This is a genomic window from Bradyrhizobium sp. CCBAU 45321 (genome assembly GCF_028128975.1).
Lineage (GTDB): Bacteria > Pseudomonadota > Alphaproteobacteria > Rhizobiales > Xanthobacteraceae > Bradyrhizobium > Bradyrhizobium yuanmingense.
Map to the genome: position 1 here is coordinate 68441 of NZ_LFKZ01000002.1, position 23651 is coordinate 92091.

General features: G+C 63.9%; 20 protein-coding genes and 1 pseudogene. 4 read left to right on the forward strand and 17 right to left on the reverse strand.

Translation table 11 applies throughout. The annotated features are described in order from the left end of the window. Window positions 1-324: pseudogene (locus ACM43_RS00350) on the forward strand (hypothetical protein); the annotation flags it as partial. Between the two features lie 119 nt (window positions 325-443). Here ACM43_RS00350 and ACM43_RS00355 read toward each other — a convergent pair. The 11 genes from ACM43_RS00355 to ACM43_RS00405 all read right to left on the reverse strand — a co-directional run bounded on the left by ACM43_RS00355 (window position 444) and on the right by ACM43_RS00405 (window position 11986). Continuing rightward, window positions 444-1406: a UDP-glucuronic acid decarboxylase family protein gene (locus ACM43_RS00355; RefSeq protein ID WP_271537288.1), complete on the reverse strand. Its 963-nt coding sequence runs from the start codon at window positions 1404-1406 to the stop codon at window positions 444-446. 156 nt (window positions 1407-1562) lie between these two features. After that, entirely contained in the window at window positions 1563-2312 is a 750-nt protein-coding gene (locus ACM43_RS00360) for a glycosyltransferase family 2 protein (RefSeq protein WP_271537290.1), read from the reverse strand. A gap of 11 nt (window positions 2313-2323) precedes the next feature. After that, window positions 2324-3727, reverse strand: a complete 1404-nt coding sequence (locus ACM43_RS00365; protein WP_271537292.1) for a capsular polysaccharide export protein, LipB/KpsS family — start codon at window positions 3725-3727, stop codon at window positions 2324-2326. Between the two features lie 4 nt (window positions 3728-3731). After that, window positions 3732-5120, reverse strand: coding sequence for a surface carbohydrate biosynthesis protein (locus ACM43_RS00370; RefSeq protein ID WP_271537294.1), 1389 nt, complete (start codon window positions 5118-5120; stop codon window positions 3732-3734). A 25-nt stretch (window positions 5121-5145) separates the two neighbouring features. Further along, entirely contained in the window at window positions 5146-6078 is a 933-nt protein-coding gene (locus ACM43_RS00375) for a hypothetical protein (RefSeq protein WP_157285565.1), read from the reverse strand. Beyond that, window positions 6075-6839: an SAM-dependent methyltransferase gene (locus ACM43_RS00380; RefSeq protein WP_271537297.1), complete on the reverse strand. Its 765-nt coding sequence runs from the start codon at window positions 6837-6839 to the stop codon at window positions 6075-6077. Before ACM43_RS00380 ends, ACM43_RS00375 begins: the two co-directional genes overlap by 4 nt. Window positions 6840-6961: 122 nt before the next feature. Continuing rightward, window positions 6962-8488 carry a hypothetical protein gene (locus ACM43_RS00385; protein ID WP_271537299.1) on the reverse strand — a complete coding sequence of 509 codons (1527 nt, stop codon included), beginning with the start codon at window positions 8486-8488 and terminating at the stop codon, window positions 6962-6964. A 10-nt stretch (window positions 8489-8498) separates the two neighbouring features. Further along, window positions 8499-9320: an SDR family oxidoreductase gene (locus tag ACM43_RS00390; protein ID WP_271537301.1), complete on the reverse strand. Its 822-nt coding sequence runs from the start codon at window positions 9318-9320 to the stop codon at window positions 8499-8501. 13 nt (window positions 9321-9333) lie between these two features. Further along, a complete protein-coding gene (locus tag ACM43_RS00395) occupies window positions 9334-10035 on the reverse strand; it encodes an acylneuraminate cytidylyltransferase family protein (RefSeq protein WP_036007421.1) in 702 nt (233 codons plus the stop codon). Continuing rightward, the gene (locus ACM43_RS00400) at window positions 10032-10940 is read right to left on the reverse strand and encodes a Gfo/Idh/MocA family protein (RefSeq protein WP_271537304.1); all 909 of its coding nucleotides are present in this window, start codon (window positions 10938-10940) and stop codon (window positions 10032-10034) included. Before ACM43_RS00400 ends, ACM43_RS00395 begins: the two co-directional genes overlap by 4 nt. Further along, window positions 10937-11986: a nucleotidyltransferase family protein gene (locus tag ACM43_RS00405; protein ID WP_271537306.1), complete on the reverse strand. Its 1050-nt coding sequence runs from the start codon at window positions 11984-11986 to the stop codon at window positions 10937-10939. Before ACM43_RS00405 ends, ACM43_RS00400 begins: the two co-directional genes overlap by 4 nt. Window positions 11987-12184: 198 nt before the next feature. On the opposite strand from ACM43_RS00405, the gene ACM43_RS00410 reads away from it, so the two are divergent. Further along, on the forward strand, window positions 12185-12796 hold the full coding sequence (locus ACM43_RS00410) for an acetyltransferase (protein ID WP_271537308.1): 612 nt from the start codon (window positions 12185-12187) through the stop codon (window positions 12794-12796). Here the strand turns inward: ACM43_RS00410 and neuB are convergent. The 6 genes from neuB to ACM43_RS00440 form a co-directional block, all read right to left on the reverse strand. Next, window positions 12793-13863, reverse strand: a complete 1071-nt coding sequence (gene neuB, locus ACM43_RS00415) for an N-acetylneuraminate synthase (protein WP_157285559.1) — start codon at window positions 13861-13863, stop codon at window positions 12793-12795. The two genes, ACM43_RS00410 and neuB, sit on opposite strands and share 4 nt — an antisense overlap. Next, window positions 13860-15038 (reverse strand): UDP-N-acetylglucosamine 2-epimerase, encoded by a 1179-nt coding sequence (neuC, locus tag ACM43_RS00420; protein WP_271537311.1) that lies wholly within the window; start codon window positions 15036-15038, stop codon window positions 13860-13862. Before neuC ends, neuB begins: the two co-directional genes overlap by 4 nt. Beyond that, window positions 15031-16257 (reverse strand): LegC family aminotransferase, encoded by a 1227-nt coding sequence (locus ACM43_RS00425; RefSeq protein WP_271537313.1) that lies wholly within the window; start codon window positions 16255-16257, stop codon window positions 15031-15033. Before ACM43_RS00425 ends, neuC begins: the two co-directional genes overlap by 8 nt. Next, the gene (locus ACM43_RS00430) at window positions 16250-17269 is read right to left on the reverse strand and encodes an NAD-dependent 4,6-dehydratase LegB (protein WP_271537315.1); all 1020 of its coding nucleotides are present in this window, start codon (window positions 17267-17269) and stop codon (window positions 16250-16252) included. Before ACM43_RS00430 ends, ACM43_RS00425 begins: the two co-directional genes overlap by 8 nt. 134 nt (window positions 17270-17403) lie before the next feature. After that, window positions 17404-18606 carry an HAD-IIIA family hydrolase gene (locus tag ACM43_RS00435; protein WP_271537317.1) on the reverse strand — a complete coding sequence of 401 codons (1203 nt, stop codon included), beginning with the start codon at window positions 18604-18606 and terminating at the stop codon, window positions 17404-17406. An 84-nt stretch (window positions 18607-18690) separates the two neighbouring features. Further along, window positions 18691-21195 carry a hypothetical protein gene (locus ACM43_RS00440; protein ID WP_271537319.1) on the reverse strand — a complete coding sequence of 835 codons (2505 nt, stop codon included), beginning with the start codon at window positions 21193-21195 and terminating at the stop codon, window positions 18691-18693. A gap of 725 nt (window positions 21196-21920) precedes the next feature. Between ACM43_RS00440 and ACM43_RS00445 the strand changes: the two genes are divergently transcribed. Then, window positions 21921-22658, forward strand: coding sequence for a hypothetical protein (locus ACM43_RS00445; RefSeq protein WP_271537321.1), 738 nt, complete (start codon window positions 21921-21923; stop codon window positions 22656-22658). Between the two features lie 59 nt (window positions 22659-22717). Further along, a complete protein-coding gene (locus ACM43_RS00450) occupies window positions 22718-23593 on the forward strand; it encodes a hypothetical protein (RefSeq protein ID WP_271537323.1) in 876 nt (291 codons plus the stop codon). Window positions 23594-23651: the final 58 nt, after the last annotated feature.

Genomic DNA, 23651 nt, shown 5'->3' on the forward strand with positions numbered 1-23651 from the left:
ACCACCCTTGCCGCGGCTCCGGAAGTGCTCGGGTCCGATCCGTCTCTGAAAGCGTTGGAGCCGACGCTCCAGCAGGATCTCAACGGCGACGGCACGGTGGGCGCTGCGCCGACATCCGGCGATGGTTTCGCGTTCGATTTCACCCAAAGCGGGGCGTCGCTGACTGCTCCATCCGAGCCGCCGGACTTTATCCCGGCACCAGCCGATCCGTGGACCGCGTCGGATCAGTGGACTCCACCGGCGGACAGTCACGGCACGGCCGCAATCGACATTCCGGCCGACTTTCTCCAGGCCCGTCACGATTTCGATTTCCAGCTGACCTGAAGGCGAGGTCGTTTCCGCGAGGCTTCTCCGGCAAACATCTCTGTCTTGGTTCGCCGATGTCCCATCCTGGCGACTAAATCGCAGCTATCCGCAGTGACGGGAATGGCTAGCGAGCGGGATCAGGCGATTTCGAGCGAGTGCTTGAAGTAAGCGATCGTCTCCTTCAGCCCGTCTTCGAGCGCAACCTTCGGCTCCCAGTTCAGCACGGCCTTCGCCTTGGTGAGGTCGGGCTGGCGCTGACGCGGGTCGTCCTGCGGTAGCGGCTTGAACTCGAGCTTGGAGCGCGAGCCGGTGAGCTCGATGACCTTTTCGGCGAGCTCGCGAATCGTGAACTCGGAATTGTTGCCGAGATTGATTGGGCCGGTGACGTCTTCCCCAGTCACCATCAACCGCATGATGGCCTCGACGAGATCATCGACATAGCAGAACGAGCGGGTCTGGCCGCCGTCGCCGAACACGCTGATCGGCTCGCCCTTCAGCGCCTGGACGATGAAGGACGAGACCACACGACCGTCATTGGGCTGCATGCGCGGGCCGTAGGTGTTGAAGATGCGCGCGACCTTGATCGGCAGGCTGTGCTGGCGCCAGTAGTCGAAGAACAGCGTTTCGGCGCAGCGCTTGCCCTCGTCGTAGCAGGAACGGATGCCGATCGGGTTGACGTTGCCCCAATAATCCTCGGTCTGCGGGTGGATCAGCGGATCGCCATAGACCTCGCTGGTCGAAGCCTGGAAGATGCGCGCCTTGAGCCGCTTGGCGAGCCCCAGCATATTGATGGCGCCGTGCACCGAGGTCTTGGTGGTCTGCACGGGATCGCGCTGGTAGTGGATTGGTGAGGCCGGACAGGCCAGGTTGAAGATCGCGTCGACCTCGATGTAGAGCGGGAAGGTGACGTCGTGCCGGACCGCCTCGAACAGCGGATTTGCGATCAGATGGGCGATGTTGCGTCGGCTGCCGGTGAAATAATTGTCCGCGGACACCACCTCGGCGCCGGCATCCAGCAGCCGCTCGCAGAGGTGCGAACCGATGAACCCGGCGCCCCCGGTCACGAGGATGCGGCTGTTCCTGTAGTTTTCAAACGGCATGATCGGTTCCAGATTGTCGGCGGGGAGCAGGCTGAGTGGTATCGGCAACGGCCGGACTCGCCAATAGCCAAATGGATTTGGATGGAGGTGTTAAAGTACCCCTACTGTGCATGGGGTTGTTTTGGCACTTTTTTCAGTTGGATCCCCGCCATACGTCTAGAACTCCCGCCGCTTCAGCCAGGCCCGCGCCCCCCAATGGGCAAAGCACCAGGCCGACCGGGGCAAGGAGAGCTGCTCGACATTGCGATAGATCTGCCAGACCCATTTGGCCGAGCGCAGCGGGCGACTGGAGACCGAGGAGCCTCTGACCCGGTAGCGGGCCAGATCCTCGTTGAGGCCGTATGCGGTATGGCCGCGCTTGAGGATCGAGAGCCACAGGCAGAAATCGTCGTAGCCCTCGTTCTTCATCGCGACGGGACCTGCGATCTCGCGGTCGACCATCGCGGTCAGCGTCGCGATCGCAGTGTTCTTCAGGAGCTGCCCATAGGTGAGCGAGGCCGGCACCTCGATCAGCCGGCCAGTCACCGTGTTGGTGTCGTTGATGCGGCGAAAGGCGGTGTAGCTGAGCGCGGCCTGCTTTGCCTTTGCGAAGGCGAGCTGCCGCTCGAGCTTCTCGGGCAGCCACAGATCGTCGCTGTCGAGGAAGGCGAGATAGCGGCCCTGCGCGGCGTCGATCGCGGCCTGACGCGCCAACGCCGGCCCGCCGTTCTTCGCCTGCCGGATCAGCTTGACGCGCGGATCGCGCTCGCCGATGTCGGCGATGATCTGCGGGGTCTTGTCCGTCGAGCAGTCGTCGGCGATCAAGAGCTCCCAATCTGTGAACGTCTGGCTCTGCACCGAGCGGATCGTCTCCTCGATCAGGCCTTCGACGTTCCAGGATGGAGTGATGATCGAAACGAGCGGCATGACGGGTCCGTTCAGTTCGCGCGGTCAGGCGCGGCGATTGCGGCACGCAAGGAGGCCGCAAAGGTGTCGAGCAGCTTAGTGTCGCTGACATAGAGCTCGCCCGGATAAGACCGCCGCCAGGCCGACTCGAAATAGGGCGCGCCCTTGGCGGGATCGAACGGCCCGGCGGCGAGCGCCTCGCGCAACCGTGCGGGTACGTCGGCCAGACGATCGACCGCATAGACCAGCGGACAGGAGCGGTAGAATGCGTCGCCCATCACCACCACCGGCTTGCCGAGCAGCAGCGCTTCGGCGCCCGACTTGCTGTTGACGGAGACGACGGCAGCGGCGCGATCGAGCACGGTGTAATTGTTGGTCTGCGGCGGCAACAGCACGAAATTGTCGAACCGGCGCGCGAGCTCGAACAGGCGGGCGGCCGAGATTGCCCCGATCTGGGCAGGATGCTCCTTCACTACCAGCACATGCGAATCCGGGATCGTGCGCAGCAGGAAGTCGACGGTCGCGACCTGGTCGAGATAGTCCGGCGAGCGAAGCGTCAGCGCCATGTCGGCGGGAACGTGGAACGGATAGTAGACGAAGGGCGTTTGGGGAAGCGGCTGGTAGAGCTTGCGCAGCCGCGTCGCGTTGAGCGCCATGGCGGCATGCACCTGAGCGTGACGCAGATTGTGCCCGAATTCCTGGTGCTTGCCGAGCGCGAACTGGTCCCAGAGCTTTTCGACGAGACGATTGGCGTTGCGCAAATTGACGACCTTCTTGAAGGCCGCCGAATAATGATGCTGGTCCTTCTTGGGAATGACGATCGCGCGCTGCGTCAGCGTGTCGTCGAGATAGGCGCGGACCTCGGACGACACCGTGTCCGCCGGCGTCGGCATCACGTCGGGCGCGCCGAGCGTGTCGGGCGTGAAGTACATGCGGCCGCGAAAGAACGACGGCTCGATGAACCAGTTGCGGATGTTGCGGCGCCTTGCGGCGTAGAAGCTCGCGATCACCGAAAGAAAGCCGCCGAGCTCCTGCACCAGCTCGGCGCGCTTGCCTTGCCGCTCCAGCCGGTCGAGCAGTGTCTCCATCGCGTTGGCGTAGATCATGAAGCGGCGGCGCAAGGCGGCGCTATCGCGGATACCGAAGGTGAAGCGTTCATGGCTGAACAGGAAATTGGTTCCGTCGAGGCCGTAGGCGGCGACGCGCGTATCGAACGCGCCGCGATCGTCGGGCGAGGGGGCGGCCTTGAGGCCTTCGCGATACATGTTCGTGACCGGCACGCCCCCGGCCGCCGACATCTCGGCGCTGCGATCGTCGAAGGCAAGCAGCTCCACGTCATGGCCTGCCGCGCGCAAGCGTTGCGCTACCGGAATCCAGAACCGCGTCTGATATTCGGCAAGCGTGGTGATGAGAATGGTCGTTGCGGATGCTGTCATGGCTCTAGTGGGCGTGTTCGATCGCAATGCTCGCGAGCGGCAAGCCCGTCATCGCGCAATGTGCGCGCCTTGCCGTATATTGCGACGGGCTCGCCTGATCGTGCGCGGCGATGCGCTGAAGCAGGGGCTGGACGAGGGACGGTGCGATCCGCTTGTCGCGACGGGCGGGATTGAACTGGCTGCGCAGCCGCTCGGTGACGGCCGAGCCGAGCGCCGCGCTGGCGGCGCCCTTGATGATCTGGCCGATGCTCGGCTTGTCGCGCGTGCCCTTCATGGTGGCAAGCAGCGATACGTAGGGCCGGCGCGCGTTCGTCGCGCGCGTCAGGACGTCGGCGACGCGTTCGGCGGCTTGCCCGTCGTTCAGGTGAAAGAAGGCCTCGATATCGGCAGCGTGAACGCGGGCGAAATCGAAGGCCTCGGTCTCGCGCTCGATATGGTCGATGGCGCTGAGCAGCTCGTCGAACGAGGCGACCGGCCGGCTCACGCGTGCGGGCAGCGCGGCATGGCCGGCGGTCGTCGGCGTGTTCAGGTATTCGAGCTGGAGCGGGAGCTTGCCGAGCAGGACCGATTCGACGGCCGTTCCGCAATTGAGATGAATGACGGCGGCCGCATTGCGGATGCGGTCGAGCACGCTGCCGGTGCCGTCGATCAGGACGTTGGCGTGGCGCGAGAGCGCGCTGCGGTAGACGTCTTCACTCTCGAAGGGGTGCGGTCGCACGAGAATGTTGCGGTCGGGGCGCGCTGCGGCAAGCCGGTCGATCTCGGCGAGATAGCTCGCGAAGACCTGCTTCAGGTCCGCGATGAAGCGATCGACATAGGTGCCGTCCCAGCCGGCCCGCACCATCGCTTCGCGCTCGCCGCCCGGCTTGCCGGTGAAGCGTGAATTGACCAGTGGAAAGTTGGCGTTGACGAGCAGATAGCCGCGCGGCTCGCCGTCGAGCAGCGTGCGCCAGCGTGGGGCTGCAAAGTCGAAGCGCGGGCATCCGGTAAGGTGAAGCTGCTCCGGCTTCATCGTTTCGGCGGCGAGAAAGGCGTCGTGCAGCCGGCTGCCCCAGAAGAAATAGCCCGTCAGGATGTCCGCGTAGCCGCTGCCCTTGATGTGGGCCGCCATCGCCGGTGGCGAATTGCCGCCTTTCTCGGCGAGCACGCCGCCCTCGGTATCGAGCACGTAAAGCGCGAGGCCCGCCTTGGCGAAGCTGCGCATCAGGTCGAGATTGACGGCACGTGCGTAGTTGACGACCAGTGCGTCCAGCCCGAGCCGCGGCACGTCGACGGCCTGCTCGTACATCGGCACCAGCATGACGGAGACGCCGCGCCGCGCGAGTTGATAAGCGAGCATGACTGCCCCAGGCAGGTCACGCTTGGGGTGATCGACCACGAGGCCTATGCGCAAGATGTGAGCTCCCGGCAGATCCGCGTCAGAGCCGCATCACAGTGCGCTCGAGCTCCGTCAGGGCACCGACCGCGCGGAAGCGCGGCGGCGGTTCGGGATAAATGCGCGGCTGCTGGATGTATGTCGCCGTGTACAGCAGGCGGCTGTGTTCCGACTGGATCCGGCTTCCCATGTGCAGGCAGCGGGCTGTGTTGACGATGAAGGACGACAGGCGCGGCGCGATCATTTCCTTGACCGCATCGGGGCCGGTCTTGGCGAACACCTGGGCGTCGCTCATGTGACTCTTGAGCGTGTTGCGGAACGCCTTCGATGGCCCGGCCGGAATGAAGGTGAACGGTCCGTCCGCGCTCTCCCGAACGTCGGTCAGATAGATGAAGAGCTTGCAGACGCGCTTGTCGTCGTGATCGAGGTGCCACAATTGCGAGAAGCTCAGCGCCTGATTCGGGGTCGGTTGCGACAACGTCAATACCACGTCGGACAATTGCGGCAGATCGTGCATGAAGTCACCGATGATGCGCAGTGCAGCAGGCTGCAGGGCGTAGCGCACGAAGGGATGGTCGGTGGCAAAGGAGCCGTTGACGAGATCTTCATCCAGCAGGCTAACCCAAAAGGATTTGTGCCGTTCCTTCTGCTGGCCGACGAGCTCGTTGAGGCGCTTCACCTTGCGGTCCGCGAACGAGGCAACGGCTTCCGCGAGGCTGCGATCCACGAGCGCGGACACGTCGACATAACCATCCTCGGCGAGCTTGCGGCTCGCCTCGGACCACTCGGGCTTCGTGGGAAGCTGCTTCAGCAGTGCGACGCGCTTGCTGCGCGCAGGCAGTTGCAGGGCGGTCAGAGCCGCCTTCACCGCCCATCCGAGGTCGGTGCGGTTGACGTGCCACAACAGGCGGCGGAACTGGCTGATCTTGGCCCTCTTCGGGGTAGACTGATCGGCCGTCGTGTTGATGGTTGTCATGTGGGCTCCCAGCAATACAAAAAACCATCATTGTGGATCGTCGGCGCGAACGGCATCCGTTCTCGCGCCAGGACGCGGACGCGGCCCTGTCGCTCATACTCGTCGAGCGTCGAGAACAGCTGCGTCTGGTAGTCGACCGAACGGATATAGAGGAAGCTGACGATATCTCGCGGGCTCGAGAGATTCAGCAGCTCCGTCGTCGGCTCGATGTTGATGACGCGCTTCGGCTTCGCAGCAATGATGTTGTCCACCACCTTGCGCACGTCATAAGGGATCTGCTCGATGCAGAAATAGGTGAAGACGACCTGACCACTGATGGCGGGATAACTCGGGTCGTTGCCGTCGGTCAGGTCGATCCTGTCGAGCGAAATCCGGTCCGACAGGCCAAAATGCGCCGCGATCTCGCGGCCTGCGGCGATTCCGTTCGGTGCAATGTCGAACCCGTGCAGCTTCCAGTCGGGATGATTGAGGTGAAGCGAAAGCAGGTTGATGCCGCAGCCGGCGCCGAGCTCGACGATCTCCGTGGCGCCACCTGCGTGCCGCGCGAGCAAGTCGCCGAGGGCTCGGGCCCGGTAGCGATAATAGTCGTCGGCCGCGACCCTGCAGATCTGATTGTCCACCTTGCGAAGACCCTGCGCGGGATTCTCTGGTATCAGGAACTCGTCGATGCTGGCGGCTTTCGTCCAGCTCTTCTCGGTCAGCATTCGCAGCCAATGCGTCAGATTGTACTCGGAATCGACGACGTCTGCCGTGCGCTTCACGCGGCGCAAGGCAAGACGGCCAATGCTCCTTGCCGCGTCTATGGCATAAGTCGTGGCCTTGTCCGACAACGACGCCGGAGCGAACCCTGTGTTGACCGCCTTCGAATCTGTCGCGTGGATGTTCATTTAGCTGCTTTGGATGTCAGTCCCATCAGTTGCCCGACTGCGGGAAATACGGTCCGGTGCCGATGCTCGAGGACCAGAAAGTACTGGAGCGCCCAGGTCACCAGACAGAAAACCATGGAACCGAGCGCGAGCTTTAGCACGCTGTCGAACCAAATGTAACCTGCAATTGTTGCTAGAAAAACGCTTGCCAGGAGAAGGATTGCGAACTGGGTTCCGATCATCTTCGCGAACTGATTGCGATCGAGCTCGAGTGCACTGCGCAACTCTCTCAACTGCAAGGGAAGCACGGCGATACTGCCGATGACCTGGCCAAGTATCAGGGCGCGTTCCGCGAACAAATGCAGTGTCGCGGCGGACACCGCCGCCCAGATCAGAAGCTGAACGGCCACCAGCCGGTTGAGCTTGGCCTGCACCTCGGGCCGCGTCAGGAAGATCAGGCTGCCGATTGCCACATATTGCGCGCAGATCGGAACCAGGAAGCTCAGGCCCATCCAGAACGCGTAAGGCGTAAGAAGCGGGCCGATCCAGATCTCCATGATTTGAGGCGAAAGGATAGCGGTGCTGGCGAGCGGCGGCACGACGAACATCGGCATCATGACGAGGCCGAGGTCACCGAGGCGCTGGAACGACGCGGCGCTGCCGCGCTCGTCGAGCCGACTGGCAACCGGAAGCAGAGCGGAAGTCAGGAGACTGACCACAACCTTGGAGAGCCGCGACAATCGTACCAGCGCGTCGTAGGTGCCGACGGCCCTGGGGCCGAACAGCAATCCGATCAGGAACGGTTGAAGCGGTCCGGAAATGCCGCCCATCAGCTTGCCTTGCAGCAGCAGCAGGCAACGATGCAGAATGTCCTTTCGGATGTCCCGGGTCCAGGGCAGCAATCGCACGTGCTTGTGCCGCAGGGCGACGAAGGCGGCAATTCCGATGACGACGGCGCGGGCGACCAGGGTGGCGAGATAGATGTAGGCGACCACCTCGAAGCCTGCCGCCGCCCACGATGCTGCGAATGTCAGGCCGACATAGGCCGCCGTCGACGTGACCTCGGCGGCGCGGAGCAGGTTGTAGCGCTCGAAGCCTTTGACAATGCCTTCCCACACCAGCGCCGGAACGAAGATCAGATTTGCGAGGGCAGTGTAGTGCATGATCCGGGCGAACGTCTCGAGGTGCGCGGCGTCAACCTTCATCGCGATGACGAACAGTGGCGTCGCGAGCCAGATCGCGGCGCTGAGGATCAAGGCAAGAGCGATGGAGGCCGCGCCCAGGAAGGCGATCTGGCGGCTGGCCTGGGTCCAGTTGCGGTGCTCGCGCGCGCGCGCGACGACCTGGGTTGCGACCTCGGACAGACCGAGGTCAAGCACCGCCATCATGCCGCTGGGAAGCAGAAGCCGCGAAATGACGATGAGACCGAACTCGGTCACCCCCCAGGTTCCGATGATCAGCGGAATGACTGCGAGGCCCAGCAAGGCGGCCACGCCGAAGGCAAACGCCGAAATCACCGTGTTCTGGATCAGGCGCTTGATCATTGGTGTTTCGTTACCAAGCGCTCAATCCGCCATCGACGGCGATGTTCTGCCCGGTCACGTAGGAGGCCGCGTCGGACACCAGGAACAGCATGGTCCCCACCATCTCATCCGCCCGCGCCATGCGGCCAAGCGGGACGCGAGCACCGTAGCGCGTCTTGAACGTCTCGTTCTGTCCGCTCTCCACCCCGCCCGGGGTGAGCGTATTGACCCGAACGCCCTTCGCCCCCCAGTAGGTCGCGAGGTGCTTGGTCAGGCCGATGACCCCGGCCTTAGACGCCGTATAGACCGCCGGCGTGTTGATGGCGCGGCCGAGATATTCGGAGCCGTCGTAGATGCGCTGGTCGGGTGCCATCAGGCCGTAGATCGAGGCGGTCTGCACGATCGCACCATAGCCGCGCTCGGCCATCCGGCCGCCGAACACCTGCGCGACGGTGAACATACCGTCGAGATTGACCGACATGATCTCGCGCCAGGTATCCTGCGAGAACGTCTCGACCGGGGCGAAGAAGGCGTCCACATCGCGGGTCTTGCTGGCGGCGTTGTTGAGCAGGATCGAGACCACTCCGAGGTCGGATTCGATTGCATCGGCCGTCTTGCGCACCGCATCGGGATTGGTGATGTCGCAACCATAGCCCTTGGCCCGGACGGCATGGCGTGAGGCGACGTCGGCCGCCGCGGCGTCGGTCGCAGCCTGATCGAGATCCACGATCGCGACATTGGCGCCGAACTCGGCAAGCCCCTCGGCAAATCGACGTCCGAGAATGCCGCAGCCGCCGGTGACGACGGCCGTCCGCCCAGTCAGATCGAACAGAGCCTTGAAGCTCGTGGTCATCGCTTGCGCCTCCTCAGGCCGGCAGCCGCTGGCGGAGCAACAGTTCCACCAATGCAAAATCGAGATCCGAATCGATGTCGATCGAACGCTCTTCCGGCATCTCGAACAGGCGCGTATCCGGATAGAACACCGCGGGGTGCTCCAGGAACGGTGCGACCCGCCAGACATAGATCGACGCGTTCATGTCGAAGCAGCGCGGGGCGTCCTGCCGTCGGGTGATCGGCGGATTCGCGGATTTCGAGAGGCCGACGCTGCCGTCGGTGCGCTGCTCGACGAGGTTGAAATACGGCGAGCGCCGCGCCGGCGCACCGGTGATGACATTGCGCGCGCCGCTCTCGCGCAGCAACGCCACTGCACCGGTGATGTCCGAGGCCAGCCTGAGCGGGGACGTGACGTCGAGATCGACGAAAATTTCCGGCGTCCGACCCATTTGCGCTATGGCCTGCTCGAGGCAGTGCCGGATCGCCGGCAGCTTCGGCGCGGTGTCGGTCGCCATCTCGTCGGGGCGCTTGACCGCGATATCGGCGCCGGCCTTCACCGCCGCATCGAGCAAGGCGTCCGAATCGCTGCTGAAGGCGATCGCGTCGAACAGGCCGGTCTCGCGCGCCTGCTCGATGCTCCACGCGAGCACGGGCCTACCCAGGAGATCGCGCGCGTTCTTGCCGACGACACCTTTCGAGCCGCCTCGCGCGCAGATGGTACAGACAAGGCTCATGGCGAAACCCAGGTCTTGCTGCGCAGCGCGCGCTCGCTGGCGTCGATCAGATGCATGACGCCGAGGGCCTCCGGCAGCGAACAGGCCGGACTGGCGCCACGCATCGCCGCCACATGCATGTCGCGATAGGTCTGGTCGCGCTCGCTGGGGATCTCCCTTGCCTTGCCGTTGACGGCGAGGCGGCCGCCGACGAGATCGGCCTCGATGGTGTCGTCATCGACATTGACGCGAATGCGACGAACGCCCTGACGGTCGAGATAGTCCATATGGACGTGGACGGACGGCGCCCGCTGCATATCGAGCAGCAGGTCGAGGTGGTCCTCGACGTCGATGTCGCGCGTGCCGGAGGCGCCGCCAAGTGCTGCGACGCGATGCCATGGCCCGAACAGCCAGAGCAGATAGTCCAGCTCGTGGCTGAGATCCCGCAGCACGCCGCCTCCGGCATCAGCCGTGGCGGAGGCGGTTGTGCGGTGATCGCGGTCCGGTCGCCAGTCCCTGATGTCCTGGCCGACATAGGCGCCGACCGTGATCACGTCGCGTCCGCGCAGCGTGTCCGCCAGCGCCGTCATCACTGGGTGAAAGCGCAGATTGTATCCGACGCTGACATGGGCAAACGGATATTTCGGGGGCGGTGCCGGCGTTGCGAAAAGCGGCTTTTCGACGAGGACTTTGCCATGGAAGCCGGTTTGCGCCAGCTCTTGCAGATTGTCCGCATGGCGCGCCGTCTCGGTGGCAATCACGACGTAGTCCGGATGCGCCGCCGCAACGGCCTGCGCGATCGAACCGTAGTCGCCACCTTCGCGCCGGCTGACCGTTGCGACCCGAAGGCCGAGTTCGCGCAGGACGCGCGCATGCCTTGTGCCGATCGAGCCGAGGCCAACCACGACGGCTGTTGTCGAGGTCACGGGAAGACCTCGTGAAACTCCGCATGCGCCTGCTCGAAATCCTCCAGCCGGCCGATATCGAGCCAGTACTCGCGAATCGGATAGACCGCGACGCGTCCCTTGTCGGCAATCACGCGCTCGAGCACGGTCGGCATGTCGATGCTGACGCCCGGCGTGACGTGGCGGAAGACCGACCTGCCGATTACATAGATGCCGGCACTGACGAACCAGCTCTCGGTCGGCTTCTCGCGAATGGTCTGGAGAAATCCGTCCGTGGTGGACACCACCCCATAGGGGACGTGCACCTTGTGCTCGCGGACAGCCATCGTCGCTTCTGCCGGCGCTCCGTTGTGGAAGTCGAGAAGCGCTCCGTAGTTGATCGTGGTGAGGATGTCGCCGTTGGTGACGATCATCGGCAGATCCGGCGGTGTTGCAAACAGCCCGAGCGCACCGGCGGTGCCGAGGCGCTCGGTCTCGTGCACGTACTGGATGTTGGCGCCAAAGGCGGCGCCATCTGCAAAGTAATCCTTGATCGTCTGGGCCTTGTAGTTCACCGAGATGAAGATGTTGCCAAAGCCCTGCTGCACGACGTTGCGGACGATCGTCTCGAGCAGTGGGCGGCCGCCGACATTGAGCATCGGCTTCGGCACGTCGCGCGTCAGCGCGCCCAGGCGCTCGCCAAGGCCGCCGGCCATGATCAGCACCGGATTCTGATATTGGCGCGGCTCGAGCAGTTCATCGAGCGTCTCGACCACGACGAGATGGCCGCCCTCGTCGACGAGCGGGAGCTGCTTGATCGACCTCTGCCGCATCAAATGCAGGCGATCCTCACGGGACATGGTCGCAGGGGCCGACACTGGCGTCCGGTTCATGATATCGGTTGCAAGCCCCGTGAGGGCGATGCCGCGCAGCAGTCCGCGTCTGACGTCGCCGTCGGTGACCACGCCGAGCAGCCGGTTCTGGTCGTCCAGCACCAGCGCAATCTGGATGCTTCCGCTCTCGATCGCGGCAATGGCCTCGCCCACACTGGCCTGGGTACCGACGATGGCCTTGCGCCAGGATTTCATGGCAATTCTGCCTCGTACACGCCGGATTTGTGGGCAGCCCACGGCTGAGCCTGCTATATCGCGGCTGCGAGAGGCGGCGTCAACCCCGTCAGGGGACCCGGGCTTGTCCTTGTTAATTCACGCGTTTTCGGGCGCAATCGGTCGGTTTGAAGCGTCCGGGCCCGCCCGCTAAGATCGGTGCAGCTCAGGGGAATCGGGATGGACGATCTGATCATCATCGGCGGCGGCGAACATGCCTTCATGGTCTACGAGGCAGCGCTTCTGTCGGGCCAGTTCAACGTCATCGGTTTCCTCGACCGCCAGCCGGGAACGTTGGGCGATGCGCGCTATCTCGGAACCGATGATGTTGCGCCGAACTATCCCGATGCCGCCTTCGTGGTCGGGGTCGGAACGATGCAGGCGGGGCCCGCGCGCCGGCAGATGATCGGCCGGCTGCAGCTGAATCGCTGGGCGTCGGTCATCCATCCCCGCGCGTTCGTCTCGCCGTCGGCCACGATCGGTGCGGGCAGCGTCGTCATGCCGGGCGCGATCGTCAATGCGCAAAGCATGATCGGCCATCATTGCATCATCAATTCGGGCGCGGTCGTCGAGCACGACGTGCGCATTGGACACTACACCCATCTGTCTCCGGGAACGGTGGTCGGCGGCGGCGCGGAGATCGGCGACAATTGCTTCGTCGGGCTCGGCAGCCGTGTCCGCGATCACATTTCCATCGGGAACGATACGCTGATCGCGATGGGCTCTGTCGTCACGGGCTCATGGCCGCTCGGGTCGGTGCTGCGCGGGGTTCCTGCCAAGCCTCGCCGCTAGACTGGATCGTCCGGCTCGAGCGCCCGCGGTGCCGCGGTTCCGATCAGGGACCAGTACTCGATCGGCGACCGCCCCGTGCCCGGCCGCTTGGCGGTGATGTCGGCCGGGCCGATGATCTCGCCGGCCTTCAGTGCGCGTGCCGCCACGATGCTCTTGCGCGCCACCGGCACATTCCCGACCTCGGACTCCCTCGGCGCCTTAACGCCGTCGCCGAGCGCGGCCTCGACATTGCGGATGGCGCCGACCATCCGCTTGAAATCATCAGGTTCGAGCGAGGCCGCGTGGTCGGGACCCGGCGCGCTGCGATCCAGCGTCAGGTGCTTCTCGATGACCGCCGCCCCGAGCGCGACCGCGGCGACCGAAACCTCGAAACCGTCAGTGTGATCGGAATAGCCGACTGGAAGCTGGAACGCCGACCGCATCGTCGCCATCGCAGCGAGGTTCACATCGGCGATGGGGCAGGGATATTCGGTCGTGCAATGGAGCAGGCTGACGTGCCGCGCCAGCGTGGCGCGCGCTGCCGGATCGCGCCACGCCGCGCGGAAAGATGCGAGGCCCGCAGCATCGTTGCGCTGCGCGTAGCCGTGCGCCAATACGCCGAGGGCTTCCTCGATTTCGCTGAGCGTCGCCATGCCGGTCGAGAGGATCAGCGTCGCACCGGCCCTCGCTGCAGCGTGCAGCAGCGGGGCATTGGTGAGATCGCCCGAACCGATCTTGATGCGCGGCAGTTTGAGCGACAGCAGAAAGGCCAGCGAAGCGTCGTCGAACGGTGTCGACAGAAACGCGATGCCGCGCTCCTCGGCGCGCGCGATCAGCGTATGATGCGCAGCCTGGGGCAGCTCGAGACGTTCCAGCATGGCGAGCTGGCTCTCGGCGGCGTCCGTCGTCCGCTGCTGATAGTCGGCCTTCTTCGCCGCTCCGCCCGCCAGCGCCTTCGCGCTGAAGGTCTGGAACTTGACGATGTCGGCACCAGCATCGGCCGCAGCATCGACGAGGGCCAGTGCCTTGTCCAGGCTGCCGTCGTGATTGACGCCGGCCTCCGCGATGATCAGCGTGTGTCTCGTCATGGCCGCGCTCCGTTTGCGGGAGCTTCGTAGAAGCCCTTCTTCAGGAGCTGGCCGAAATCCGGGATGGCCGCGATGATGTCGGCAAAGCGCCGGCTGGAATCGCCGTCGCCATAGGGATTGACGGTGTCCTTGCGGCCCCGCTGAAGCGCTTGCGAGATCGCCGCGGCGATCGCGCCGCGCTCGGGCGTGGCGTGAAATACCGAGTCGGCGCGCTCGCGCCCCTTCTGACGGTCGCCGATATCCACCGTCGGAACACCGAATGACGGCGCTTCGAGGATGCCGCTCGACGAATTGCCGATCACGACGTCCACCTGGCTCATCAGGCTGAGATAGCGGAGCTGCCCGAGCGAGGCGACCGCGATCGTGTTCGGCCGGCCGGCCGCGAAGGCCTTGGTCCGGTCGTTCAGCGCGCGCCCTTCGGCATCGGCATTGGCGAGCGTGAAGATGAGGCGAAAGCCGGGATCGAGCCTCGACAGCGCCGCGAACAGCTCGTCCAGCTCGGCCACCGAGCGTCCGGCCTCGACCGTCACCGGATGGAACGTCACGAGCGCATTGCGTTCGCCGAGCGGCATCCCGATCGCGTTGCCGATGTCGTCGCGGTTCATCAGAACGAGATGCTTGATGGCGTCGATGCCGACCGAGCCGATGGTGTGGACACGGGTTGGGTGCTCGCCAAGCTGCATCAAGCGCCGCGTCGAGTCCTGATTGCTGGTGAAATGCAGATGCGACATCTTGCTGATGGCGTGGCGGACGGATTCGTCGACGGCGCCTTCGGTGACGTCGCCGCCGAACAGATGCGCCATCGGCAGCCGCATGAACATCGCGGCCTGGGCGGCCGCGAACATCTCGAAGCGGTCGCCGAGCACGACGACGAGATCCGGTCGCAGTCGCGTGAACGCGTCGGCAAAGCCGATCACGCCGAGCCCGACCGATTTTGCAACGCCCGCGCCGGTGTCGCTGGCAAGCAGCGTCTCGACGCGCTCGTCGACCTCGAAGCCCTCGTCGCGGATGGCGTTGAAGGTGTAGCCGAACTCGGGCGCGAGATGCATACCGGTGGCGATGAGCTGGAGCCTCAAGCCCGATGTCTCGCGGATCGCGCGCATCGGCCAGAGCAGCAGCCCGAAATCGGCCCGGCTGCCGGTGACGAAGCAGATCTTTCGCGCGCCGCTATTCATCGCGGGCTCTGATGCTGGCGCTGCTCGGCAGGTTGATCAGCCGGCGTTCGATCGACTCGGCGGTGGAGAGATCGCCGCGCGGGCTGTCCGAGAACATCGGCAGGCGGTGCATCAGGGTCCAGGCCGGCCGCGCGCCGAAGCCGGCTTCGTTCAGCGCCGTCAGCAGGTCGTCCCGCCGTCCGGCATGGGCCTCGTCGAGCAGGATCGCGTTCAGCCAGTAATTGCTCGTGGTGCCCTCGGGCTCGCGCGAGAAGCTCACGCCGGGAACGTCCGCAAAGACGCGCTCATAGGCTGCCGCCAGCCGGCGCTTGCTTGCCAGGAATCCGTCGAGCTGCTCGAGCTGGGCGCAGCCGAGCGCGGCGTTCAGGTTGGGCAGGCGGTAGTTGAAGCCGATCTCGTCGTGCACGAAGGCCCATTTGTGCGGCAGCTTCGCGGTGGTGGTGAGATGCTTGGCGCGGCGTCCCAGCTCCTCGTCGTTGGTGAGGATGGCGCCGCCGCCGCCTGTGGTGACGATCTTGTTGCCGTTGAAACTCAGCGCCGCGAGCCGCGCCTGCGATCCGACGGCGTGACCCTTGTAGGTCGAGCCCAAGGATTCCGCGGCGTCCTCCACCAGTGCGATGCCCCAGTCGCGGGCGATCGCGGCGATCTCGTCGAGCTCGACGGGATGCCCGAACGTGTGCATCGGCGAGATCGCGGCGATGCGGCGTCCGGTCTCGCGATTGACCGCGCCCTTTGGCGTTCGCTCGGCAATTCTCTCGAGCCGCGCGGCGATGGCGCGCGGGTCCATGCCGAGCGTGGCGAAGGAGCTGTCGACGAAATGCGGCACCGCCCCGCAATAGGCGATCGCGTTCGTGGTCGCGATGAAGGTCAGCGCCGGCGAAATGACCTCGTCGCCGGGCTCGACGCCGGCGAGGCGGAAGCAGGCGTGCAGTGCCGCCGTGCCGTTGACGACGGCGACCGCGCGCCTGGCGCCCGTCACCTCTTCCAGCATCCGCTCGAATCGGTCGACGAACGGGCCGACCGAGGAGACGAAAGTGCTCTTGATGCATTCTTCGAGATAGGCGACCTCGTTGCCGGCAAACACCGGCTCGTGCAGGCCGAGGATGCCGTTGGGCGTGCCTGCGGCGCGCCGGACGGCATCGACCACGGCCTTCGGATCGAAGGTGCGCGTAGAAATGTCGGATCTGGTCGCGGCCGTTCCCACAATTGCCTCAGACATTGTAGACGTCCGCCTTGTAGCGGCCGAGATTGACGGGATTGGTGAACCAGTTCACCGTCTTCTCGATGCCCTGGCGCATGCCTTCGATCCCGCCGAATTCCGGGGCCCAGCCGAGCTGCTGGCGCGCCTTGGAATTGTCGGCCCAGAGGCGCTCGACCTCGCTGTTCGCCGGGCGCAGGCGCGCCTCGTCGGTCTCGATCTCGATCGTGGTCCCCATCACGTCGGCGATCATCTGCGCGGTGGCGCCGACCGAGATCTCGAAGCCGCTGCCGAGATTGATGGTCTGGCCGACGGTCTGCTCGGCCGGAGCGGTGAGTCCTGCGATCAGGCCGCGCGCGGTGTCGGTGACGAAGGAGAAGTCACGGGTCGGGCTGACGGCGCCGAGACGAATCCTGCGCTTGCCGGTCGCGATCTGGCTGATGATCGTGGGGATCACCGCACGTGCCGATTGCCGCGGTCCATAGGTGTTGAACGGCCTGATCACGACGACCGGCATGTCGAACGAGGCGTGGAACGATAGCGCCATCTGATCGGAGGCAATCTTCGAGGCCGAGTAGGGCGACTGGCCGACCAGCGGATGGCTCTCCTTGATCGGAACGGTCTGTGCCGTGCCATAGACCTCGCTGGTCGAGGTCTGCACGAAGCGCCGCACGCCGGCCATGCGCGCGGCCTGGAGCACGTTCACGGTGCCGCGCACATTGGTCTCGACATAGGAATCGGGCGCGACATAGGAGAAGGGAATCGCGATCAGCGCCGCCAGGTGCAGCACGTCGGTGCAGCCGCTGGCGGCTGCGATCATGAAATGCGGATCACGGATGTCGCCGGCGACCACCTCCACGGACTTCATGATGTCGGCGGGAACGGTGTCCAGCCAGCCCCAGGAGTTGAAGGAGTTGTAGTAGACGATCGCCTTGACGCGGGCCCCGGCTTTCACCAGCTCTTCGACGACATGCGAACCGATGAAGCCGTCGCTGCCGGTAACGAGGACGCGGGCGTCCCTCAGATCTGCCATGCCGGACCCCAAAAGGCGATTAAGCCAGTCTTCGCAACAAGATGGCGCTATAGCATACTGGCGGTCGCGCGCAACAGAGCAGCGGAGCGAAAGCTGCCAAATGCCCGGGGATGCAGCAGTTTTTGACGCGCCATCTAAGTGTTGCCGGACGCGTTCAGACGCGCTCTTACGAACGCCTGGAGATTGCCGCCCTGGAACAAATGGCCGGGAAGGCCGGCCTCCTGCGCGGCCTCGAGGTCGCTTGGCTTGTCGCCGATCACCATGCTGCGCGCCATGTCGATGGGAAAACGCTGCGCCAGGTCGGTGATCATGCCCGCGCCCGGCTTGCGGCGGTCGCTGACACGGCAATAGCGGGCCACGGTTCCCTCGGGATGGTCGGGGCAATATTCGAAGGCGTCGATATGCGCGCCGACGAGTGCCATCTGGTCCGCCATCCAGCGGTGCAGGGTGTCGACGTGATGCTCCTCGTAATAGCCGCGCGCGACGCCGGATTGATTGGTGATGACGAAAGCGAAATAGCCGGCGTCGTTGACGGCCTTCACGGCCTCGCGTGCCCCGTCGATCCATTCGAGCTTGTGCGTCTCGAATGTGTAGCCGGAATCATGGTTGAGCACGCCGTCGCGGTCGAAGAACACGGCGGGACGCCGCAGCTTCTCGCGCAGCTCGCGGTCGGCGCGCGCGAAATCGTCGGGGATGCCGATGTCGATGAAATAGCCGCGATAGGCGGTGCCGCGCAGCTCGCCGCGCGAGGCAAGGCCGGGAAACGCGTCCTGTTCGAGGGAGGCGGGAAGCTTCGCGATATCGGCGAGAACGGACTTGTCGACGACGTAGATTCCGGCATTGACCGGACCGGTGGCGCCCGCACCCGGGGCGATGAAATCGCGCACCACGTCGCCATCGAGCGCGACGCGCCCGTAGCGGTCACCGACAACGCCGTCGCGCAATGCCATGTGAATCCGGCCGTTCCGCGCACGTGCGATCAGATCAAGCAGGTTGAAGTCGAACAGCGAGTCGCCGTTGAGCAGCAGGAAGCGGTCGTGCAGCAGATCGCGCGCGTTCACGAGCGCGCCGCCGGTACCGAGCGGCTCGGTCTCGCGCGCCACCAGGATCTTTGCCCGGCCCCGCACAGCGCCGGCGTAGTGGCTCTCGACGATGTCGGCCTTATGGCCGGCAAGCAGGAGGATTTCGTCGAATACGTGATAGCGGACGAGTTCATCGATCAGGGTGTCCAGAAACGGCCTGCCCCCGATCTCGAGCATCGGTTTCGGCACGGATTTGGTGCGTTCGCCAAGGCGGGTGCCGAGCCCGCCGACGAGGATGACGGCTTGTCTCAGCATGATTTGTCCCTTCGACAGCATGAATGATGCAGCACGACGCCAATCTGCCGCAATGCGGCGGGCAATTCCCGTCTTGTCTTCATATCAGCGCGAACAAGGAATGCGAACGACGACGGTCTGCCTGTTGGCGAACAGGACCGGAAACGGGCCTGCGCGAAGGGCATCAATGATCGTCGGCTCTATCGGCTCTGCGGGAGGAAAATAACCGAGACGCTGGTTGGCTGCGAGATGGGTCCACTCGATCGTGCGGGGTGTGATGATCGCGACGAGCTCCCAGGCGTTTTCGCCCGTCCCCAGGATGTTCTTAATCGCAGCCTTGGCCTCCTCAGGCGGAATTTCAGGGATTAATGCGGCGGCAACGTCGGCAGGCGGTGGGGCCTGGCCCGGTGCCCGCGCACTGCGGACCGACCGCATGATTCCGCTCAGAGCATCGGCCCTCCGCATTTGGAACAAGACTTCTGTGCTGATGGATGCCATCAGAGGGGCGATCAGGCTGCAAGTACTTGCAAGCCGCTGATCGCCCTCGGCCGGCTGCAGAATCGTGCGCACGACCGATTTCGCCCGCGTTGCGGTCATTTCGTTCACAGTGTCCAGATTGGAGAACAGATAGACGACCGGCGCGCCGGTGGTCGCCCGCACGATGCCCATCGTATACGGGTCCGAGAGGATGATTCCTTTTCGTAAATTCTGGCGGAGCCAATGGGCCAATTCGAGCTCGTCGGCGTTGTAGTGTGAGACGATCGCAGTGCGGTCGGGAAGGGTGCCGTAACTGTAACTCCTGTTGATGCCGGACAGACCGATCTTATCGATGGCCATTCCCAAGCCCACGATCCCCGCCAGAGCGAAGATGGAGACCCGTCGCGACTGAATCAGGGTCAATAGCGCGAGCGCGACGAGCAGCGCGACGCCGGCCAATTCCACCGGTCGCAGGACTGCCTGATAGCGGGCAACGGGCAGCTCGGCTCGCCATGCAAATGCGTAAACCAGAATCACGAGAGCCGTCCCGAGCAGCGCGACGGCGGCGGCCGTCAGGGCTCTCCGATAACGCGGGGAGCGATCAGAATCGACGAATAACTGACTAAAGAGCTCGGTAGCCGTGATCGTGAACAGCGACAGTATGATCGCGCTGGTGCGATACAGGAACGGGAAGCCCGAAAGCACGGCAAGGCTCAGACCACAGCCTACGACCCATGACCAAACGAGTGTCACGAAGCGGTCGCCACGAGCTCCGATCGCCCCGGAGGTATTACGGAGGGCGGGTCGGGTCATCCACCAACACCCAATGCCCAGCGTAGTACAGATGGACAAGACCGGACCGATCGTCCGGCCGAGCTCGATCGTGGCGACCAGCGGTCCGGAGCCCAGGAAGAGCTCTTCACCGCCTTCTATCCTTCTGCCCAGCATCAATTCCGTAATCGAGGAAAATGTGTCGTTGGCGCTCATTGAAGGGATGTAGCCGAAGCGCATTCCCACCACGCTGACGACAATTCCGAGAATGATCGGGGGCAACACGAAGGACAGAATCCGCAGCACCGCGAGGCTGGGCGATGGCCAGGCGGAATTCATTCGCGCCATCGCGAGATACATGAGCCAGCTGGCCACAGCGATCGGAACGAACAGGTAGGAGCCGCGATGTGCAAGCACCAGCGTCGCCGGCCAGATGCAACCAAGAAGGAAAACCGCGCCATATCTTCCGGCGCCGCCGAAAATCCTGAGCAGGAACAGCCCGGCTATGAGCAGAGCAAGCACGAGCGTGTTGTTGTTCAAGACGAACGCGAGCAGCAGAGTCGCGCCCGCGGCAATAGTCAGCAGCAGAACAGATCGGGCCGAGATAGCGTTTGCCTCGCGCGGCGCATTGCTGATCAGCACGCCGAGAAATACGACGCTGCTGACGACCGCCAGGCTGCCGTTCGTCATCAGGGCGACTGCATTGCTGGTCGCGGCAAAGAAGAAAGCGATCCATTTCCGGGCCGAGGTGGGATAGACGCCCTGCACGAAGGCGTAGGACGCCAATAGGAAAAACAGGATCGAGAAGAAGCGATAGGTCCAGGTAAATCTAAGGAGTTCGAGGCCCAGCGTTCCCGCGAGCGCGCCTGCTACTCCCGAACGAAGATCGACATAGGACTGGGCCGCATACGGATTGATGATACCGCCATCGGCGTACTCTTGTGCAGTCTTCATCCAGTGAACATCAGCGCCGATGTCCGCAAAGGGAAAGCTGGAAAATGCGCCGAACGACCACCACCATGTCAGCAGCGCGATTGGTAGCGACAGAATGCACCAAGTGGCAGCCGCGCGCGCCTCATTGGGGCTCGGGCACCAGCTAGGCAATGACCAGGCAAGTCCGAAGCAGGATACGACGACCAATGTCGCGAACTGAAGCCAGATGTCGGTCACGAATAGCGATAGGGCGCCGAGCAGGATGCCCGTGGCAGAGGCGCCGACGCTAAATCCAAGGACAACGAACTGAGCCTTCGTGAGCCGGCATGCCGATACCAGGCTCGCAGGCGCAATGGCCAAGATCGAAAACCCGGTGCCGAGCTGGATCAGGAAGTACAGCAAGGTTAGGACAAAGGTGGTCGTCCACATCGCGAGATCTCTAGGATGGGGGCCGTCGTAGCAGCCGAGAATTGAAGATCTTCAATCTCCTTTCGGTAGCTTGGCCTCGCTGCCAATGATCAGGAAGCAGAGCGTGAACGGGTGTTCCGGCGAAAAGCTTCTTAAGTGCGCGGCCATCAGGACCTGCCTTTCCGCCCGCAGCAGCCGTCGTGGGACGTGCGCTGCGGGGCGTATTGCAGACATTTGCCCCAGGGAATGTTCGACAATACGGAGAACGCCCGCGCCTTTGTTTGCCAGCGCACGTCAGCACTTCCTCGATGGAACGGCCAGAATCGGAGTGATGCTGACGAGCGGTCGTTGAAGCACGGTGTAGGTCCAGGAAAGGCCGATGTTCCGCCTGTGTGAGGTGGATACCAAGTCACTAGCCAGTTCGGTCATACGGGAGCCGCAGCCCCAATGCAAGGATTCGACCGCAGCGATGGCAGCACTCGTTCTGGTAGCAAGAGCACCCTCATGTCCAGCGGCCGCTTCGGCGCCGAAACTTGAGCCTGACGGCGGCCTTGCGGACTTAAAGTGCATTGTTGCGTATCGCTCGCTGCAGCGGCGTTCCCGGTTGATTCCCTTGTCGGCACAGCGTAAACAGGCGCTGAAATCGCGCTGACGTTTTAGCATGCGGGCAAGAACATCGCGTATGATTTGGGTTAAGCCGCCGACCAGCTGTGTCGATCCCTTGCTCTCCCGCCGAGTCCTGTCGAATGCCCGGTGATTTGCTGATTGGCGAAGCCGTCGCCAGAGGTTATCCGCCCGCTGTTCTCTATCTCCGCAATGACGAGACCGTCACGACGGAGGTCTCCGCATTCAACTACTTCTCGGTCTTCATGAAGGACCATCCGGAGGTGGATGCGCATGTCTGGTTCTTTGATGGTGCGGGCACGCCGGCCGGTCATTTCCACAGGGAACTCGGCATCAACGGCCAACTGCAGTTGCAAACTTCGGATCTGTGTCCCCGGGTTTCGGGTACGGTGGCGATGGCGCTGATTCCGAAGCACGATAAGCTTCGTCCCGGTCGGAAGGTGACCACCGGCTATTACGCACAATATTTCTCGCAGCACGGCGCGGTGACATTGTCGCACGAGCGCGAGCCGGTCGCCGCGGCACCATTCCCGACTTCCGCCTGGATGCAATCCTATCTCACCCGTTTCCTGAAGGAATCGGGCGTCGTGCTGGTGAACTCCTGCATGGCGCCCGAGGGCGTCTCCGTCGGGACGGCCCGGCTCATGGCCCTGGACGGCACCGAGTTGGGCCAGCGTGCGCTGCCGGAAATCTCACCGATGGGAGCCGCGCGCATCGGCACGCTGGATCTTTTCCCCGAGGCCGAAAAGCTGATCGGCGTGGCCGAAGGTTTTGCCCTCGAGTTCAAAGGCACCAACATCGCCAGTCCGTTCAGCTATTACGAGTTTGCCAACGGCAAGTTCAGCTTGCATCATTTTTGAAGGGCGCGTCCGTGACTCGTTTCCCATCCCGTCCCTGGAAGCCCTACGAGCCCAGATTCATGTTCCCGACGTTTGCCGGCGTCGAATCGCGCATGGGTTTCTCGATTCCTGTCTGGTATCGTCCGATCGACATCAGGTATCTGCGTAGCCTCGTCGCCGGCAGCCTGCGCAAGAATTTTCGCGAAACGTTCAAGGATCTTGTCCCCGAGCTCGCCAGCCTGGTCGCATCGGGCTTCACCAAGAAGCTGAGGTTCAAGCTGCACATTCTTTCGCGCAATGGCGAGTACCGGGCAACTTACGAGTTCCCTCGGGATTACGCGCCGGGTGCGTCCGTCGAGATCGAGCTGTCGCGTCTTTTCGCCTCGCTCAAGCTGCCACAGGACGATTATCTGGTCATCGCCGTGATGTCGCGCGGACGAATGGACGGCTTCCGATCCTCGCCTGCCAGCTATTCCATGACCTATGTCGACCAGGACAACGTCGCGATCTACCGCACCGGCGCGTTTGCCCGGCCCTTGAACGAGGGCCGGCTCAAGGCGCATGTCGGCTTCACCGGCATCAATCCGAAGATCATTGCGACCAGCGACATCGTCAGCAGTGTGCTGCTAATCAATCACTCTTCCGATCCCGAATATGCCCATCCGGCACGGCCGACGACGAGGCTGATCCGCGAGGACGGCGAGGAGCTCGAGGCGGACTTCGGCGAGATCCCGCCGCTCGGGGCGCGCGAGACGTCGGTCGTGGATATGTTCGGCCCTCGTGTGTTCGACTTCCTCAAGCCGTTCAGCGGTCGCGGAAGCACAGTCACCACCTGCGCCGGGGTCACGCTCGCCAGCCTGCACCTGCAGCGCACGAACGACAATCGGCGGACGCTGCTGGGCATCGAGCACTCGCGCCCCGCCCACATGAATCTCGCCGGGATCCTCCAGCACTAGTTGAGCGATCGATTGTCACAAGATGGATCAATAACGTCATCGCCCGGTCCTCACGGGC